The sequence below is a fragment of the Hyphomicrobium zavarzinii ATCC 27496 genome, from assembly GCF_000383415.1.
In the GTDB taxonomy this organism is placed as follows: Bacteria; Pseudomonadota; Alphaproteobacteria; order Rhizobiales; family Hyphomicrobiaceae; genus Hyphomicrobium_C; species Hyphomicrobium_C zavarzinii.
Genome location: NZ_KB911256.1, coordinates 514887 through 529041, shown reverse-complemented (window position 1 = coordinate 529041; position 14155 = coordinate 514887). Strand labels below are relative to the sequence as shown.

14 protein-coding genes and 1 other RNA gene are annotated in these 14155 nt (G+C 64.5%); 11 read left to right on the top strand and 4 right to left on the bottom strand.

All coding sequences use genetic code 11. The annotated features are described in order from the left end of the window. Positions 1-20 precede the first annotated feature (20 nt). Entirely contained in the window at positions 21-1433 is a 1413-nt protein-coding gene (gene fumC / locus F812_RS0106525; RefSeq protein ID WP_020085160.1) for a class II fumarate hydratase, read from the bottom strand. A 319-nt stretch (positions 1434-1752) separates the two neighbouring features. Here fumC and F812_RS0106520 point away from each other — a divergent pair, with 319 nt between their 5' ends. After that, positions 1753-3357 carry an EAL domain-containing protein gene (locus F812_RS0106520; protein WP_020085159.1) on the top strand — a complete coding sequence of 535 codons (1605 nt, stop codon included), beginning with the start codon at positions 1753-1755 and terminating at the stop codon, positions 3355-3357. Between the two features lie 109 nt (positions 3358-3466). Here F812_RS0106520 and F812_RS0106515 read toward each other — a convergent pair whose 3' ends face one another. After that, a complete protein-coding gene (locus F812_RS0106515) occupies positions 3467-3769 on the bottom strand; it encodes a hypothetical protein (RefSeq protein ID WP_020085158.1) in 303 nt (100 codons plus the stop codon). A 261-nt stretch (positions 3770-4030) separates the two neighbouring features. Here F812_RS0106515 and F812_RS25325 point away from each other — a divergent pair, with 261 nt between their 5' ends. Then, a complete protein-coding gene (locus F812_RS25325) occupies positions 4031-4453 on the top strand; it encodes a hypothetical protein (protein WP_020085157.1) in 423 nt (140 codons plus the stop codon). 81 nt (positions 4454-4534) lie between these two features. Here F812_RS25325 and F812_RS0106505 read toward each other — a convergent pair whose 3' ends face one another. Both F812_RS0106505 and ssrA read right to left on the bottom strand, forming a co-directional pair. Continuing rightward, positions 4535-5260: an SspB family protein gene (locus F812_RS0106505; protein WP_020085156.1), complete on the bottom strand. Its 726-nt coding sequence runs from the start codon at positions 5258-5260 to the stop codon at positions 4535-4537. A gap of 69 nt (positions 5261-5329) precedes the next feature. Then, positions 5330-5730: a transfer-messenger RNA gene (ssrA, locus tag F812_RS26030) on the bottom strand. Between the two features lie 105 nt (positions 5731-5835). Here ssrA and F812_RS0106500 point away from each other — a divergent pair. The 9 genes from F812_RS0106500 to pssA all read left to right on the top strand — a co-directional run bounded on the left by F812_RS0106500 (position 5836) and on the right by pssA (position 14146). Further along, complete coding sequence (locus F812_RS0106500; protein WP_020085155.1) at positions 5836-6600, top strand: CPBP family intramembrane glutamic endopeptidase; 765 nt, start codon at positions 5836-5838, stop codon at positions 6598-6600. 23 nt (positions 6601-6623) lie between these two features. After that, positions 6624-7418 (top strand): thymidylate synthase, encoded by a 795-nt coding sequence (locus tag F812_RS0106495; RefSeq protein WP_020085154.1) that lies wholly within the window; start codon positions 6624-6626, stop codon positions 7416-7418. A 177-nt stretch (positions 7419-7595) separates the two neighbouring features. Then, entirely contained in the window at positions 7596-8108 is a 513-nt protein-coding gene (locus tag F812_RS0106490; RefSeq protein WP_020085153.1) for a dihydrofolate reductase, read from the top strand. A 209-nt stretch (positions 8109-8317) separates the two neighbouring features. Next, entirely contained in the window at positions 8318-9445 is a 1128-nt protein-coding gene (hflK, locus tag F812_RS0106485) for an FtsH protease activity modulator HflK (protein WP_020085152.1), read from the top strand. Between the two features lies 1 nt (position 9446). Further along, positions 9447-10334 (top strand): protease modulator HflC, encoded by an 888-nt coding sequence (gene hflC / locus F812_RS0106480; RefSeq protein WP_020085151.1) that lies wholly within the window; start codon positions 9447-9449, stop codon positions 10332-10334. Beyond that, positions 10331-10516: a DUF2065 domain-containing protein gene (locus tag F812_RS0106475; RefSeq protein ID WP_020085150.1), complete on the top strand. Its 186-nt coding sequence runs from the start codon at positions 10331-10333 to the stop codon at positions 10514-10516. The genes hflC and F812_RS0106475 overlap by 4 nt, the downstream gene beginning before the upstream one ends. 265 nt (positions 10517-10781) lie before the next feature. Continuing rightward, on the top strand, positions 10782-12272 hold the full coding sequence (locus F812_RS0106470; protein ID WP_020085149.1) for a Do family serine endopeptidase: 1491 nt from the start codon (positions 10782-10784) through the stop codon (positions 12270-12272). A gap of 108 nt (positions 12273-12380) precedes the next feature. Then, positions 12381-13094 carry a phosphatidylserine decarboxylase gene (locus F812_RS0106465; RefSeq protein WP_020085148.1) on the top strand — a complete coding sequence of 238 codons (714 nt, stop codon included), beginning with the start codon at positions 12381-12383 and terminating at the stop codon, positions 13092-13094. A 74-nt stretch (positions 13095-13168) separates the two neighbouring features. Further along, positions 13169-14146 (top strand): CDP-diacylglycerol--serine O-phosphatidyltransferase, encoded by a 978-nt coding sequence (gene pssA, locus F812_RS0106460; RefSeq protein WP_020085147.1) that lies wholly within the window; start codon positions 13169-13171, stop codon positions 14144-14146. The last annotated feature ends 9 nt before the right edge of the window (positions 14147-14155 follow it).

Below are 14155 nucleotides of genomic sequence, written 5' to 3'. Positions count from 1 at the left end.
CCAGCGCGATGCTCCAACGCTCACTCCGGTCCGATCATCCGTTCCGGGCGCACGATGGCGTCGAAATCCTCGGCGGGAATGCCATCCGCGATGGCCTCCTCGCGCAGGGTCGTGCCCTTTTTGTGCGCCGTCTTGGCGATCTTGGCGGCGCGGTCGTAGCCGTACTTCTCCTTGAGCGGCGTAACCAGCATCAGCGAGTTCGCGAGGCCCTTGGCGATGTTGTCGAGGCGCGGCTCGATGCCGACCACGCAGTTGTCGGTGAACGACACGGCCGCATCCGCCAAGAGGCGCACGGACTGCAGGAAGTTGTAGGCCATCATCGGATTGAAGACGTTGAGCTCGAAATGGCCCTGGCTGCCCGCAAAACCGATGGCGGCGTTGTTGCCGTGAATGTGGGCCGCGACCTGCGTCATGGCCTCGCACTGCGTGGGGTTCACCTTGCCCGGCATGATCGACGAGCCGGGCTCGTTCTCGGGAAGCGCAAGCTCGCCGAGGCCGGCGCGCGGACCCGAGCCGAGGAAGCGGATGTCGTTCGCGATCTTGAAGCAGCTCATGGCAACGGTCGTGATTGCGCCGTGCGTCATCACCATCGCATCGTGCGCGGCGAGCGCCTCGAACTTGTTGGGCGCCGACGTGAACGGCATCTTGGTGATGGCGGCGATGCGCTGCGCCACAAGCTCGGCAAAGCCCTTGGGCGAGGCAAGGCCGGTGCCGACCGCCGTTCCGCCCTGGGCCAGCTCCATGAGCGCGGGCATCGTCATCTCGATGCGCTTGATGCCATTCTCGATCTGTTGGGTATAGCCGGAGAATTCCTGCCCGAGCGTGAGCGGCGTCGCGTCCTGCGTATGGGTGCGGCCGATCTTGATGATCTTGGCCCAGGCCTGCGCCTTGTCGTTCAGCGCATTGCGCAGGTACTGGAGCGCTGGCAGGAGGCGATGGTGGATCTCCTCCGCGCAAGCGATATGCATGGCCGTCGGGAAGGTGTCGTTCGACGACTGGCTCATGTTGACGTGGTCGTTCGGGTGCACGGGCTTCTTGGAGCCCATGGTGCCGCCCATCATCTCGATGGCGCGGTTCGAAATCACCTCGTTGGCGTTCATGTTCGACTGAGTGCCGGAACCGGTCTGCCAGACGACGAGCGGGAAGTGCGCGTCGAGCTTGCCCTCGATTACCTCCTGAGCGGCCTTGACGATCACGCCGCCGATCTGCTCGTCGAGCTTGCCAAGGGCCATGTTGGTCTCGGCTGCCGCCTGCTTCACGATGCCGAGGGCACGGATCACGGGTGCAGGTTGCTTTTCCCACCCGATCTTGAAGTTGCCGAGACTGCGCTGCGCCTGGGCGCCCCAATACTTGTCGGCGGGTACCTCGATCTCACCGAAGGTGTCGGTTTCGACGCGAACGGCTTGCTTGGCGGCGGTCTTTTTCTCGGTCATGAGCGGCTGTCCGTGATGGAGCGGTTAGCATTGGGCGTGGCCATAGCACGGGAGCGCGCCGGGAACCAAGGCGACATGGCGTGAAGAAGACATGTCGCATGGGGGGGGGGGGGTGAAGGGAGGAATGCGCCCGGGGCGGGCCGTTCAGCCTCATGCGGCGGCGGGCAGGGACGGCCCTCGAATTTCTCCCGCCACTGGCTTGCTCGGGCCTCCCGGGCGCGCACCGGAGATCAGCCGTTCTCTGAATATTTACAGGGTAGCGGATATAGTCCCCACGATATTTGTCCAATCGGCGCGCGGCGTATCAGCGTGATTCATTATGTCAGTTCTTGTTAAGATATTCGTCTCGGGCCGCTATCGGCGGCTCATCGATTTAACGCTGTGGCTGATCATCGCCGTGGCGTTGCTCGCGGCTGCCTTCCTCTTCGCGCGCCATCAGCTTCGTGACTCGCTCAAACGCGATGTCGCGGCCGATCTCGCTCAGCTCGACAAGCTTCACCAGGACGTGACCTCCGCCTTCGACGTGCTCGATAGCGAAGCGACGGCTCAGCCTTGCAGCGAAGAGTTCCTGCGCCAGCTGCGCCGCGTCGCGTTCAGGCCCGACGGTCTCAACGAGTTCATCTACGCGCCGGGCGGGATGGTGACGTGCTCAACCAGCATTTCGGGAACGCAGCGCCCTCTTCCCCTGGGAGAGCCGGACATTCCTCAAGTGTCGCCGGGTTCGATCTCCTACTGGATCGATACACGGCTCGAGCATGTCGGCCTACTCGGCATGTCCGGCATCGTCGTTCATCGCGATCCTTTCGCGATCGTGATCCCGCTGCAAACGTTCCGCGCCGGCATCGATGGAGCGGGGGAGAAAGAATTGGTCGCCGTCGGACCGAATGGCCACGTGTGGCATGTGAGCGGCACGCGAGATCTTTATCAGGAGGCCGCCGCCGCACCCGACGACGGGCTGATGACGGCGCGCGAAACGCTCTGCGGAAAAGACCACTCCTATTGCATCACCACGAAGTCGAACCTCGCCAGCATCATGGGAGAGTGGCAGGGTGAAATCCTGATCGCCATCTTCCTCATCGCCTTCTACGCCGTGTGGCCTGCCAGCACGCTTCAGCGCTGGCTCAACTCCTACTGGTCGCTTCCGGCCCGCTTCCGCCGCAACCTCAATATCGACTCCGTGATCTGCGCCTATCAGCCGATACTCGATCTCAGGACCGGACAGATTTCGGGCTGCGAGGTGCTTGCGCGCTGGCGGGACGTGGACGGCTCGGTCGTCGCGCCGGACAAGTTCATCGACATCGTCGCGCATTCCGGACAGACGCTTGCCTTCACGAAGATGGTGGCGGATCGCGCGCATCTCGAGCTTTCGCAGGCACTCCCTGCCGCGACGCGGCTGCAAGTGAACTTCAACATTTTCCCGCGCGACCTCGACAGCGAAGAGCTCAAGTCGGTTTTCAGCGCCTTCGACGGCGACCGCGAGCGGTTCCAGATCGCGCTCGAAATCGTCGAAAGCGACGCACTCAGCGTGGAGGTGGCCGAACGGGAGATCGAGGCGCTCGGACGTCTCGGATTCCGCACCTACATCGACGACTTCGGAAGCGGGTATTCCAGCATTCATCGCGTGGCGTCGCTCGCGATCCACGGCGTCAAGCTCGACCGCTCGTTCGCCATGGCGCCAAGCGAAAGCATGATGGCGCGCATGCTGGTTCATGCGCTCGACATGGTGGGAAGCTGCGACCGGGAGATCGTGGTCGAAGGCGTGGAAACACAGGAGCGGCTGGATCTTCTGCTCGAAAGCGGCAGGGTCGCCTACGCGCAGGGTTACCTGATCTCGCGTCCCCTGCCGATCGAGCGGCTGGCGGAATTCCTTGCCAAGCACGATCCGGCCGCGTTCCTTTCGCGCGAAGCCCGCGAGGCGGCCTAAGGCCGTGCGCGAGGCCGTATCGCCGCAAACGGGTCAAGGGCCGCAAGCGGCGCGGCCCTTTTCCGTGGTGAGCGGCAAATCAACCATCCCATCGAGGCTGGCCGATCAACTACGAGCGGTAGGCGCGGCGCACGAGCGCGGCGTGACGCTGCTCGGCATTGCGGATCTGAATGCGCTCGGAGAAGGTGAGCTTGCCGTCGCGCCAGGCGCGGGCTTTCAGGGCCGAGAGGTTGGCGGCGCTGCGCGCGATGGCAGCCCGCTCGAAGCCGGAAACGCCCTTGTGCTTCATGGCGTACTGCGGGCCCGGCTTATAGCCGTTGGTGTGCTTGTAGCTCGGCGCGGCGACCGATACGCCGGCGGTCATCACCAGCGCGGCGAACGTGAGAAGGGCAGTCTTGGTCTTCGTATGCATTTGTCGTCTCCACTCTGTTTCTGGCCCGGCTGCCGGTGGATGCCCCGGCTTCTCTCTCGGGCTTACAAAGAGAAGAACGCCAGGCACTGCGCGCTTCCGTCTCGAAAAAATGAAAAAATTTCAGCCACTTAGCTGCCATCTTCCTGAACATCCATTCATCTGCGCGATAGGCGCGGATCGCACCTAAGGAACCTTCCGGGCGAGTGCGTTTTGTCTTGTTGCGCCGGGTCGCATCTGCGCTCGGCCCAAGGAGATTCCGTCATGCGTATCTTCAAGATTTTCAGTCCCGCGATCGCAGTCTCAGCAGTCCTGATCTGTATCGCTTCATTTGCCTCCTCCTCCCTCGCAGGCCCGCTCGCTCCCGCTCAAGCCGCCGCCACGGCCGAGGCCCAGCGCGCAGGCGCCCTCCCCGTCGAGAGCATTGGTCATCGGCGCTGGTATGGTGGCGGCTGGGGATGGGGTGGCTATGGCTTCTACGGCCCGAGCATCTACATCGGACCCGCCTATAGATATGGCTACGGCTATTACCCGCGCTATTACGGCTACTACGGCGGTGGGTATTATCCCCGCTACTATCCGCGCTACTCCACCTACTACGATGACGGTTACTATTACCGGCCTTACCGCGCCTACCATCGCCGCTGGGCGCGCGAGCGCTTCGAGCATCCGCTCGGCCGCCGCTGAACGCAGTCGGGCCTCCGCACAAAACATAACGCTTCGGACCTTGGGGTCCGAAGCGTTCTCATGAGCGGATGCTCGCGATCTCTATTTCTTGCGAAACTTGTCGAGGCTGACGATCTCGGCGCCGCCCGATTTGGCGGGTGCCTCGGCATCGGCACCGCCCTCGCCGGCCTCATCGCTCGCGGCGGCCGGGCGCTTGGTCGCGGACTTGGCGGCCAGCGGTGTCGGCGAGGGAGGCGCTGCGTTGGCAGCAGACGTCTCGATGGATGCCGGAGCGGCCTCCTCCTCGGAGGCGGGCGACTTGGTGTCTGCCCCATCCTCGGCGACCTGAGATTTGCGTGCGCCGCGCGGCGTCTTGCGCGTGTGGCTCGCCCGTGTCGCGCCGGGCCGCGGTGCCACCATGCCGTCGAAGGAGTTGCCTTGCGCCTGTGCGCGGCCCTCAGGCGTGGCGTTCGGATCCTCGAACTGGAGGCCAAAACGCACGGACGGATCGAAGAACACCTTGATGGCCGCGAACGGCACCACGAGGCGCTCGGGGATGCCATCGAACGTCAGCTTCACCTCGAAGCGGTCCTCGGTCACGGCGAGGTCCCAGAAGCGGTGCTGAAGGACGATGGTCATCTCGCGCGGATATTTCTCCTTGAGGCGCTTCGAGAGCGAAACGCCAGGAGCCTCCGTGTCGAAGGAAATGTAAAAATGGTGGTCGCCTACCAAGCCGGACTTCGCCGTGCTTGCTATGACCTTGCGTACGACTCCGCGCATCGCTTCTTGCGCGAGTCCCTCATAGTCGATCGTCGACTCAACCGTCATGCCGTGCCGCTTCGTCCCCGATCGCGCCTCGCGTCCCCCAGGATCGCAAAGATGAGAGCGCAAAGAATGAGTGGGAGGCTTCTGTTGCCCGGTGCCCCCCAGACCGCGCCTTGCTCGGCTAGGAGCGAGGACTTTAGTAGTTAGGCATTTCGCGCCGCATTACGCAGCGAGAGCAGCCTCAGCATAGTTGTCATTGGCAACTATTCTGAATGACCCGATGACGGTGGTATCATGCCGGGCAAAAGCTAAACCCTTTACACCCTCGTCGATCCTAGTTCGCCCCCATCACCAGCTCACGGAGGAGGGTCCGTGGCCAAGTCCCAGGAGGCCTTTGAAACCCCATGAGCTTGTGGTGGAGGCGCCGGGTACTGCCCCCGGGTCCGAACGGCTTATTACGGTCGCGTTTATCGCCATAGCCGGACGAATCCGGCGATCTAAATATATGCCGGGAGGATTAGAAATAAAAGTGCCTCAAACCCGGCCCTTCCGCTGCCAAGTTGTCGCCGGATAGCAGCAAATGGCATAAGGCATCCCTCCCATCCACCTCGAGCCCTCACGCGCAAGGTATTCCCGCCATGTCCGACCCCACACTCGCCGACGGTGACAGCGCGACTTATCGGCCCGATACGCCGTGGCGGCCGGCGGGCGCGCTCCTGGTTGCACTCGTCGTGAGCCTTGCGCCCATCCTGGTCGGAATTGCCGGCGTGTTCGTCGAGAGGGCCGGTCTCCTGGGGGTAGACGGCGAAATCATCCCGCAGGGCGGAGCGTCTCTCGCCTCGCCGTTCCTGCTCGCGCAAATGATCATCGGCCAGCTTCTCTCGCTCGCCATTCTCTGGGGAGCTGCGGGCTGGCGCGGGGCCAGGGCGCAGACCTTGCGGCTCGCCACGCCGCCGACGCCGTGGCTTACAGCCGTCGGGCTCGGGTTGCTGCTCATCGTTCTCATCGGGCCCGTCGAGATCCTGCTCTACCGGCTGGCGGGGCTCGAGCTTTTCACGGACGGGCGGTGGCTTCTCGACGGCTTGCGCTCTCCCTACTGGTGGGGCGTCGCGATCGCGGCAGTCATTCTGGCGCCGCTGTGGGAGGAGCTGACCTTCCGGGGCTTCCTGCTTTCAGCGCTGGCCAAGACCGCGCTCGGGTTCTGGCCGGCAGCCGTGCTCTCCTCCCTGCTTTGGACGCTGCTCCATTGGGGGTATTCTTGGCCGGGCCTCGTGAGCGTGTTCCTGGCCGGTATCGGGCTATCGTGGATCATGAAGCGCACGGGGTCGATGCGGGCCGTCGTGGTGGCGCACGCCGTCATCAACGCGTTCTCGCTCTCGATCGTCTCTCTGTTCGCGCCATAGCGGAATCGGGCTAGGACGCCACCATGCAGCAATATCTCGATCTCCTGCGCCGCGTGCGCACCGAAGGCACCGCCAAGTCCGACCGGACGGGGACGGGCACGCTGTCGATCTTCGGGCATCAGATGCGGTTCGACCTCAGGGACGGGTTTCCGCTGGTCACGACCAAGAAGTTGCACGTCAAATCTATCATTCACGAGCTGATCTGGTTTCTCGCGGGCGACACCAACGTCGCCTATCTCAAGGCGAACGGCGTGCGGATCTGGGATGAGTGGGCACGCCCCGACGGCAGTCTCGGCCCGGTCTACGGAAAGCAGTGGCGAAGCTGGGCCGCGCCGGACGGGCGGACGATCGATCAGATCAGCGAGGTCGTGGAGACGCTGAAGACCAATCCCGACAGCCGCCGCATCATCGTCTCGGCCTGGAACCCGGCCGACATTCCGGACATGGCGCTCGCGCCGTGCCACTGCCTGTTCCAGTTCTACGTGGCCGAGGGGCGCCTCTCGTGCCAGCTCTACCAGCGCTCGGCGGACGTGTTCCTTGGCGTGCCGTTCAACATTGCGAGCTATGCGCTGCTCACGATGATGATGGCGCAGGTGACGGGGCTAGAGCCCGGCGAGTTCGTGCATACGTTCGGCGACGCTCATCTCTACGTGAACCACCTGGAGCAGGCGGACCTGCAGCTTTCGCGCACGCCGCGGCCGCTGCCCAAGATGTCGATCAACCCGGACGTTCGCTCGATCTTCGCGTTCCGCTACGAGGACTTCGCGCTCGAGGGTTACGACCCGCACCCCCATATCGCAGCACCGGTGGCGGTTTAGATGAACAGTGCTCCACAATCTACGTGCCTGGATCCCGGCCTTCGCCGGGATGACGTTAATGTCGAGGCAGGCCGCTTCTCCATCTCACGACGTCACACCGGCGGAGGCCGGTGTCTGGACAAGCATGATGTGGACGGTAGAGATGCTCTCCCCACAGCGCGGACAGCGGTTTAATCCATGCGCGTCTCTCTCATCGTTGCCGTGGCCGAGAACGGCGTGATCGGTGCCAACGGCACCTTGCCCTGGCGGCTTTCGTCGGACCTCAAGACGTTCCGGCGCCTGACGCTGGGCAAGCCCGTGATCATGGGCCGCAAGACCTTCCAGTCGCTCAAGAAACCGCTCGACGGGCGCGAGAACATCGTGCTCACCACGGACCCCTTTTTCGAGGCCCCGGCAGGTGTGAGCGTGGTCGATAATCTCGCCGACGCGCTGACCCTCGCCCGGACGCTGGCGCGCACCGCGCTGTCGTCCGCCGACGAGATCATGGTTATCGGGGGGGCGGACGTGTTCCGGGCCGCTCTCCCGCACGCCGACCGCATCTACTGGACCACGATCCACGCCCGTCCGGAGGGGGATGTTTCCTTCCCGGAGGTCGATCTTTCGGCCTGGAAGGAAGTGGAAAGCCAGCCGCTGCCCACGAGCGAAAAGGACGACGTTACGGCGACCCTCCGGATACTCGAACGCAACTAGACCCGGCCCGCCGAAAGAATTGGCGGAGCCCCGCCTTGACGGGCGGCCTGCGCAAACCAATTTCTACGCGGCGCATTTGCTTCGACCGGTCTCCTCCCCTATAAGCGAAGCGCAATCCCATCCGGGACTTAAGCGATCCAGGGCCCTTGGAAAGGGTCACCTCATTGCGCTTTCCCGGCCATCATCCACAATCGAAGGGCTGAGATCATATGCCTTGGAGCAATCAGAGCGGCGGCGGTGGAAACGGCGGCGGCTGGAAAGGCGGCGGCGGGGGCGGTGGTCCCTGGGGCCAGGGACCCGGCTCGCAACCGCCCGATCTCGAGGAAATGCTGAAGCGCAGCCAGGACCGCATGAAGCAGGTCATGCATGGCGGCGGCATTCCCGGTCCCCTGGCCTTCCTCGCGGCGATCGTCGCCTCGGCGGTCGTGGCCTGGTATGCCTTCTTCTTCCGCGTCGATCCAGATGAGCTCGGCGTCGTGATGCGGTTCGGCGAGTACGTGCGCCAGGAGCCGCCCGGCCTTCATTTCCGCTGGCCTTACCCGGTCGAGGAGGTCATTCGTCCCAAAGTCACGCGCCAGAACATCATCGAAGTGGGCATGCGCTCCGCAAGCTTCGATCGCGGTTTCGGCGGCGCGGGTGTGCAGGACGTCAAGGAAGAGAGCCTGATGCTCACCGGCGACGAGAACACGGTGGACATCGACTTCGTGGTCTACTGGCGCATCAAGGATGCCGCCCAGTATCTCTTCAACATCCAGAACCCCGACAACACCGTGAAGGAAGTGGCCGAGAGCGCCATGCGCGAGGTGGTCGGCCAATCGAACATCCAGCCGATCCTGACGGAAGCACGCCAGAAGACGGAAGCTGCCGTGTTCCAGCTCATGCAGCAAATTCTCGACGGCTATCAGTCGGGTATCCAGATCGACCAGGTGACGCTGCAGAAGGTCGACCCGCCGGGCGAGGTCATCGACGCCTTCCGCGACGTGCAGGCGGCGCGCGCCGACAAGGAGCGCTTGCAGAACGAAGCCTTCGCCTACGCCAACAAGGTGGTGCCCGAGGCCCGCGGCGAGGCAGAGCGCATTCTCCAGGGCGCAGAGGGCTTCAAGCAGCAGACAGTGGCGGAAGCGCAAGGCCAGACGGCCCGCTTCCTCAAGGTTTACGACGAGTACAAGAAGGCTCCGGAAGTCACGCGCAAGCGCATCTTCCTCGAAACCATGGAACGCGTGATGGGCGGCACCGACAAGGTGATCATCGACAGCAAGAGCGGCCAGGGCGTGGTGCCCTACCTGCCGCTGGATCAGCTCCAGCAGCGCCGCCAGACGACCGAGGGAGGCAACTGATATGCGCGCATTCCTCGCATTTCTCGTCGTCGTTCTCGGCGCCGCAGCCGCAGCCGTCTATGCCTCGGCCTTCATCGTGCACCAGAACGAGCAGGCGCTCGTGCTCGAGTTCGGTAAGCCGAAGCGTGTCGTCCAGCAGCCTGGCCTTCACTGGAAGCTGCCGCTGGTCGAGACGGTCGACATCTTCGACAAGCGCATCCTCGACCTCGACACCTCGACGCAGGAAGTCACCGCGTCGGACCAGAAGCGTCTGCAGGTGGACGCGTTCGCCCGCTACAAGATCGTCGATCCGCTCAAGTTCTATCAGACGCTGCGGTTCGAGGGGGCGGTGCGCTCGCGTCTCGGCCCGATCGTGGAATCGGCCATGCGCCGCGCGCTCGGTGCCGCGACCTTCCAGGACGTCGTGCGTGACCGCCGCGAGCAGCTCATGAAGCAGATCGCAGCCAACGTGAACGAAGAGGGCCGCGACTTCGGCCTCGAGGTTGTGGACGTGCGCATCAAGCGTGCCGACCTGCCCGAGCAGAACCTCAAGAGCGTGTTCGAGCGCATGCGCGCCGAGCGCCAGCGTGAGGCTGCCGAGTTCCGCGCGCAGGGCACGGGCGAAGCGAACCGCATCAAGGCGACGGCCGACCGCGAGGTCACCGTCATCAAGGCGGAAGCAACCCGCAAGGGTGAGGAGCTGCGCGGCTCGGGCGAAGCCGAGCGTAACCGCATCTTCGCCGAAGCCTTCGGGCGCGATCCGGATTTCTTCGCGTTCTATCGCTCGATGCAGGCCTACGAGCAGGGCCTGAAGCCGGGCGACACGCGCTTGGTGATCTCGCCCGACAGCGACTTCTTCAAGTACTTCTCCGACCCTGCCGGTGCGGGAGCGGCTCTGCCTAAACAATGAGCGATCTGGTCGTTGCCCTCGGATTGGTGCTCGTGATCGAGGGCTTGATCTGGGCGCTCTCACCCGATCTCGGGCGCTATCTTCTGGCGACGGCCGCCGCCACCCCTGAGCAAAGCCTGCGCAGAGCAGGCTGGGTGGCCGTCGCGCTCGGTGCGCTCATCGTCTGGCTGGTCAGGGGGTAAGCTTCTCCTGACCATCCGCCTCTCAGCCGCGTTGACAGGCTCACGGCGATCTCACACTTTGGAGCGGGCTGGACCTCGTCCTGCCCGCTTCATGCGCTCTAGCTTCGAGCAGAACAAGAAAAGCCCGGAGCCTAAGCGACTTGACGCGCCGGGCGAGGATATGAACGAACACAATTCCGGCCGGCTTGATCATGGGTTTCGGCCATGGATCGCACGCCAGAACCTAAAAGGTCTGCCCCGATCATGGTCTGAGAAGGAGTTCCCGATGACGACCACTCTTGGGCGACGCGTATTCGGCCGGCTCCCGGCCCTCGCCTTTGCGCTCGCCGCGCTCCAGGCCGGCAGCCTCGCTGCGGCGGCCCCGGCGGCGGCAGAGCAAAGGGGGCCGCAATCGGTCGCGCCGATCGCCGAAAAGCTGATCGACGCCGTCGTCAACATCTCCACCAGCCAGATCGCGAAGGGCCCGGAAGGCGTCCCGCTGCCGAAGGTGCCGAAGGGGTCGCCGTTCGAAGACTTCTTCGAGGACTTCTTCAACAAAAAGGGCGGGCGGACGCCGCCGTCGGAACGCAAGGTCTCCTCGCTCGGCTCCGGTTTCGTGATCGACGGAACGGAAGGTCTCGTCGTCACCAACAACCACGTCATCGAAGGCGCCGACGAGATCATCGTCAACTTCCACGACGGCTCGAAGCTCAAGGTCGACAAGGTGCTCGGCCGGGACACCAAGACCGACCTCGCCCTGCTCAAGGTCACGCCCAAGAAGCCGCTGGTCTCCGTGCCATTCGGCTCCTCGGCCAATCTCCGCGTCGGCGACTGGGTGATGGCGATCGGCAATCCCTTCGGCCTCGGCGGCTCGCTCACGGTCGGCATCATTTCCGCCAAGCAGCGCGACATCAACGCGGGCCCCTACGACGACTTCCTGCAGACGGACGCGGCGATCAACAAGGGCAACTCGGGCGGACCGCTCTTCAACATGGACGGCGAGGTGGTGGGCGTGAACACCGCCATCATCTCTCCGACTGGCGGCTCCATCGGCATCGGCTTTGCCGTTCCCGCCGATACGGTCACCGCCGTCATCTCGCAGCTCAAGGAGTTCGGGCAGGTCAAGCGCGGGTGGCTCGGCGTCAAGATCCAGTCGATCAGCGAGGACATCGGCGAGAGCCTCGGCGTGCCGGAGAACACGGGCGCGCTGGTTGCGGGCGTGACGCCCGACTCGCCCGCCGCCAAGGCCGGCGTCGAAGCCGGTGACGTGATCCTCAAGTTCGACGGCAAGGACGTGACCACGATGCGCGGCCTGCCGAAGCTCGTCGCGCAGGCACCGATCGGAAAGACGGTCGATGTCGAGGTTCTGCGGCAAGGACAGAAAAAGACGCTTTCGGTCTCCGTCGGCACGCTTAACGACGAGGAGGACAACCCGCAGCCTGCCTCGACCGACAAAAAGGAAGAGAAACCCGAGCAGCCTTCGACGTCGGTCCTGGGGCTCACGCTGAGCCCGCTCACGGACGACGTGCGCAGCCGCCTCGGCTTCGACGCCAAGGTCAAGGGCGTGATCGTTACCGACATCGACCCCTCGAGCCAGGCTGCGACCAAGAACATCAGAGCCGGCGACGTTATCACGGAGGCTCAGCAGGAGCCGGTGACGACGCCGGCCGATCTCGAGGCGGCCATCGAGAAGGTCAAGAAGTCGGGCGGCAAGAGCGTGCTGCTTCTGGTCGAGGACGTGAAGGGGGATACGCGCTTCGTCGCCATTCCATTCTAACGGCCCGTTTTTTCGATATTCTGCGGCGGACCGGTCCCCGGCCCGCCGCTTTGTGGTAATTTTCTCCCGCGCGGCTCGTGCGCGCTGGATGAGGGATCAGGAGGACGAATGTCCGATCGGCATTCATTGCTCGACACTATCACCGACAGCCTGGCGCCTGTGCACCGCGACGGTCACAAGTTCATCGTCATCGGCCTCGTCGCAACGCTGCTGCTGTTCTACATCTGGCCTGCGCTCGGATGGATCGCAGCGCTGATCACGGGCTGGGTGATCTACTTCTTCCGCGATCCCGATCGCGTGACGCCGCTGCGCGAGGGGCTGATCATCGCGCCGGCCGACGGCAAGGTCTCGCTGATCGAGAAGGTGCGGCCGCCCGCCGAGCTGGGCCTCGGCGACGAGGAGCGCGTGCGCATCTCGATCTTCCTGTCCGTGTTCGACGTTCACATCCAGCGCGCGCCGCTGGCGGGCCGTATCATCCGCTCGCTCTACATTCCGGGCGCATTCCTCAACGCCGCCCTCGACAAGGCGTCCGAGGAGAACGAGCGGCGCACGATCGTGATCGAGACGCCGACGGGAACCAAGGTCGCTGTCGTGCAGATCGCGGGCCTCGTCGCGCGCCGCATCGTGACGCTGGCGGCCGAGGGCGACAACATCGGCGTCGGCGAGCGGTTCGGGCTCATCCGGTTCGGATCGCGCGTCGATACCTATCTGCCGGTTGGTGCGTTCCCGGCGGTTGCCGTGGGACAGCGGGCCATCGGCGGCGAGACCGTGCTTTCAGACCTGCGCTCGACCGAGCCGGAACGCGAAGCACGCCGTCACTAAGTTCGTTGGACGTGAGGCTTGCTTCGGGCCCGCTGGGTCCGAAGCGCTCACTGGCCGGAGCGAGGAGGGCTGACATGGATCCGATCGTACCGCAGCTCGAGAAGGAAACGCGGCGCAGGCGCAGGCGGCGCATGTTCAGCCACGCGCGCATCCCGGTGCGCATGATGGTGCCGAACTTCTTCACTCTGCTGGGGCTATGCGCCGGCCTCACTTCGATCCGCATGTCCATCGAAGGACGCTACGACTTCGCGCTCGCGGCTATCGTGTTCGCTGCGCTGCTCGACGGGCTCGACGGGCGCATCGCGCGCCTGCTCAAGGCGTCCTCGCGGTTCGGCGCGGAGCTCGACAGCCTCGCCGACTTCGTCAACTTCGGCGTGGCGCCCGCCATCATGATCTTCACGTGGGGTCTCGGCGATCACAAGAGCCTCGGCTGGATCGCGGTGATGCTGTTCGCGCTCGCATCCGCGTTGCGGCTCGCGCGCTTCAACACGCTGATCGACGACGAGCGGCCGAAATGGCAATCGGACTTCTTCATGGGCGTGCCTACGCCGGCCGCCGCCATCCTGGTGCTGCTGCCGATCTATCTCGGGCACCTCGGCCTCGATCTCCGCTCCTCACCGGTGCTGCTCAACCTCGTGCTCGCCTACACGATCCTGATCGGCGTGATGATGGTCTCCATCATCCCCACCTACTCCGGAAAGCTGCTCGGCGAGCGGATCGTGCGCGACTGGGTGCTGCCCATCTTCATCCTCGCCATGACGCTGGTGGCCTGTCTCGTGACCTATCCGTATGCCACGCTGACGATCGCGACACTGCTCTACCTGGCGGCCATCCCGATGACGTGGAAGCGCTTCCGGAAGCTCGAGCAGCTCAACGCCGCAACGGCCGGCGGCGGCGCTCCGCAGCCGGCTCCGGCCGCGTCCCGGCCGAGCGAGGCGTCACACGCCGCCCCGGACGACGCCGAGGCGCGTGCGCAGGACGCCTCCAAGCGCGGCCCCATCGGAGAAGGCGCGCGCGTCGTCGAAATCCGGCCTGGCGAGCAAAAGCGATAGCCGATCTGC

Coding starts and splice junctions, on each gene's coding strand:
- fumC (WP_020085160.1), bottom strand. CDS start 1,433: ATGACCGAGAAAAAGACCGCCGCCAAGCAAGCCGTTCGCGTCGAAACC.
- F812_RS0106520 (WP_020085159.1), top strand. CDS start 1,753: ATGTCAGTTCTTGTTAAGATATTCGTCTCGGGCCGCTATCGGCGGCTC.
- F812_RS0106515 (WP_020085158.1), bottom strand. CDS start 3,769: ATGCATACGAAGACCAAGACTGCCCTTCTCACGTTCGCCGCGCTGGTG.
- F812_RS25325 (WP_020085157.1), top strand. CDS start 4,031: ATGCGTATCTTCAAGATTTTCAGTCCCGCGATCGCAGTCTCAGCAGTC.
- F812_RS0106505 (WP_020085156.1), bottom strand. CDS start 5,260: ATGACGGTTGAGTCGACGATCGACTATGAGGGACTCGCGCAAGAAGCG.
- F812_RS0106500 (WP_020085155.1), top strand. CDS start 5,836: ATGTCCGACCCCACACTCGCCGACGGTGACAGCGCGACTTATCGGCCC.
- F812_RS0106495 (WP_020085154.1), top strand. CDS start 6,624: ATGCAGCAATATCTCGATCTCCTGCGCCGCGTGCGCACCGAAGGCACC.
- F812_RS0106490 (WP_020085153.1), top strand. CDS start 7,596: ATGCGCGTCTCTCTCATCGTTGCCGTGGCCGAGAACGGCGTGATCGGT.
- hflK (WP_020085152.1), top strand. CDS start 8,318: ATGCCTTGGAGCAATCAGAGCGGCGGCGGTGGAAACGGCGGCGGCTGG.
- hflC (WP_020085151.1), top strand. CDS start 9,447: ATGCGCGCATTCCTCGCATTTCTCGTCGTCGTTCTCGGCGCCGCAGCC.
- F812_RS0106475 (WP_020085150.1), top strand. CDS start 10,331: ATGAGCGATCTGGTCGTTGCCCTCGGATTGGTGCTCGTGATCGAGGGC.
- F812_RS0106470 (WP_020085149.1), top strand. CDS start 10,782: ATGACGACCACTCTTGGGCGACGCGTATTCGGCCGGCTCCCGGCCCTC.
- F812_RS0106465 (WP_020085148.1), top strand. CDS start 12,381: ATGTCCGATCGGCATTCATTGCTCGACACTATCACCGACAGCCTGGCG.
- pssA (WP_020085147.1), top strand. CDS start 13,169: ATGGATCCGATCGTACCGCAGCTCGAGAAGGAAACGCGGCGCAGGCGC.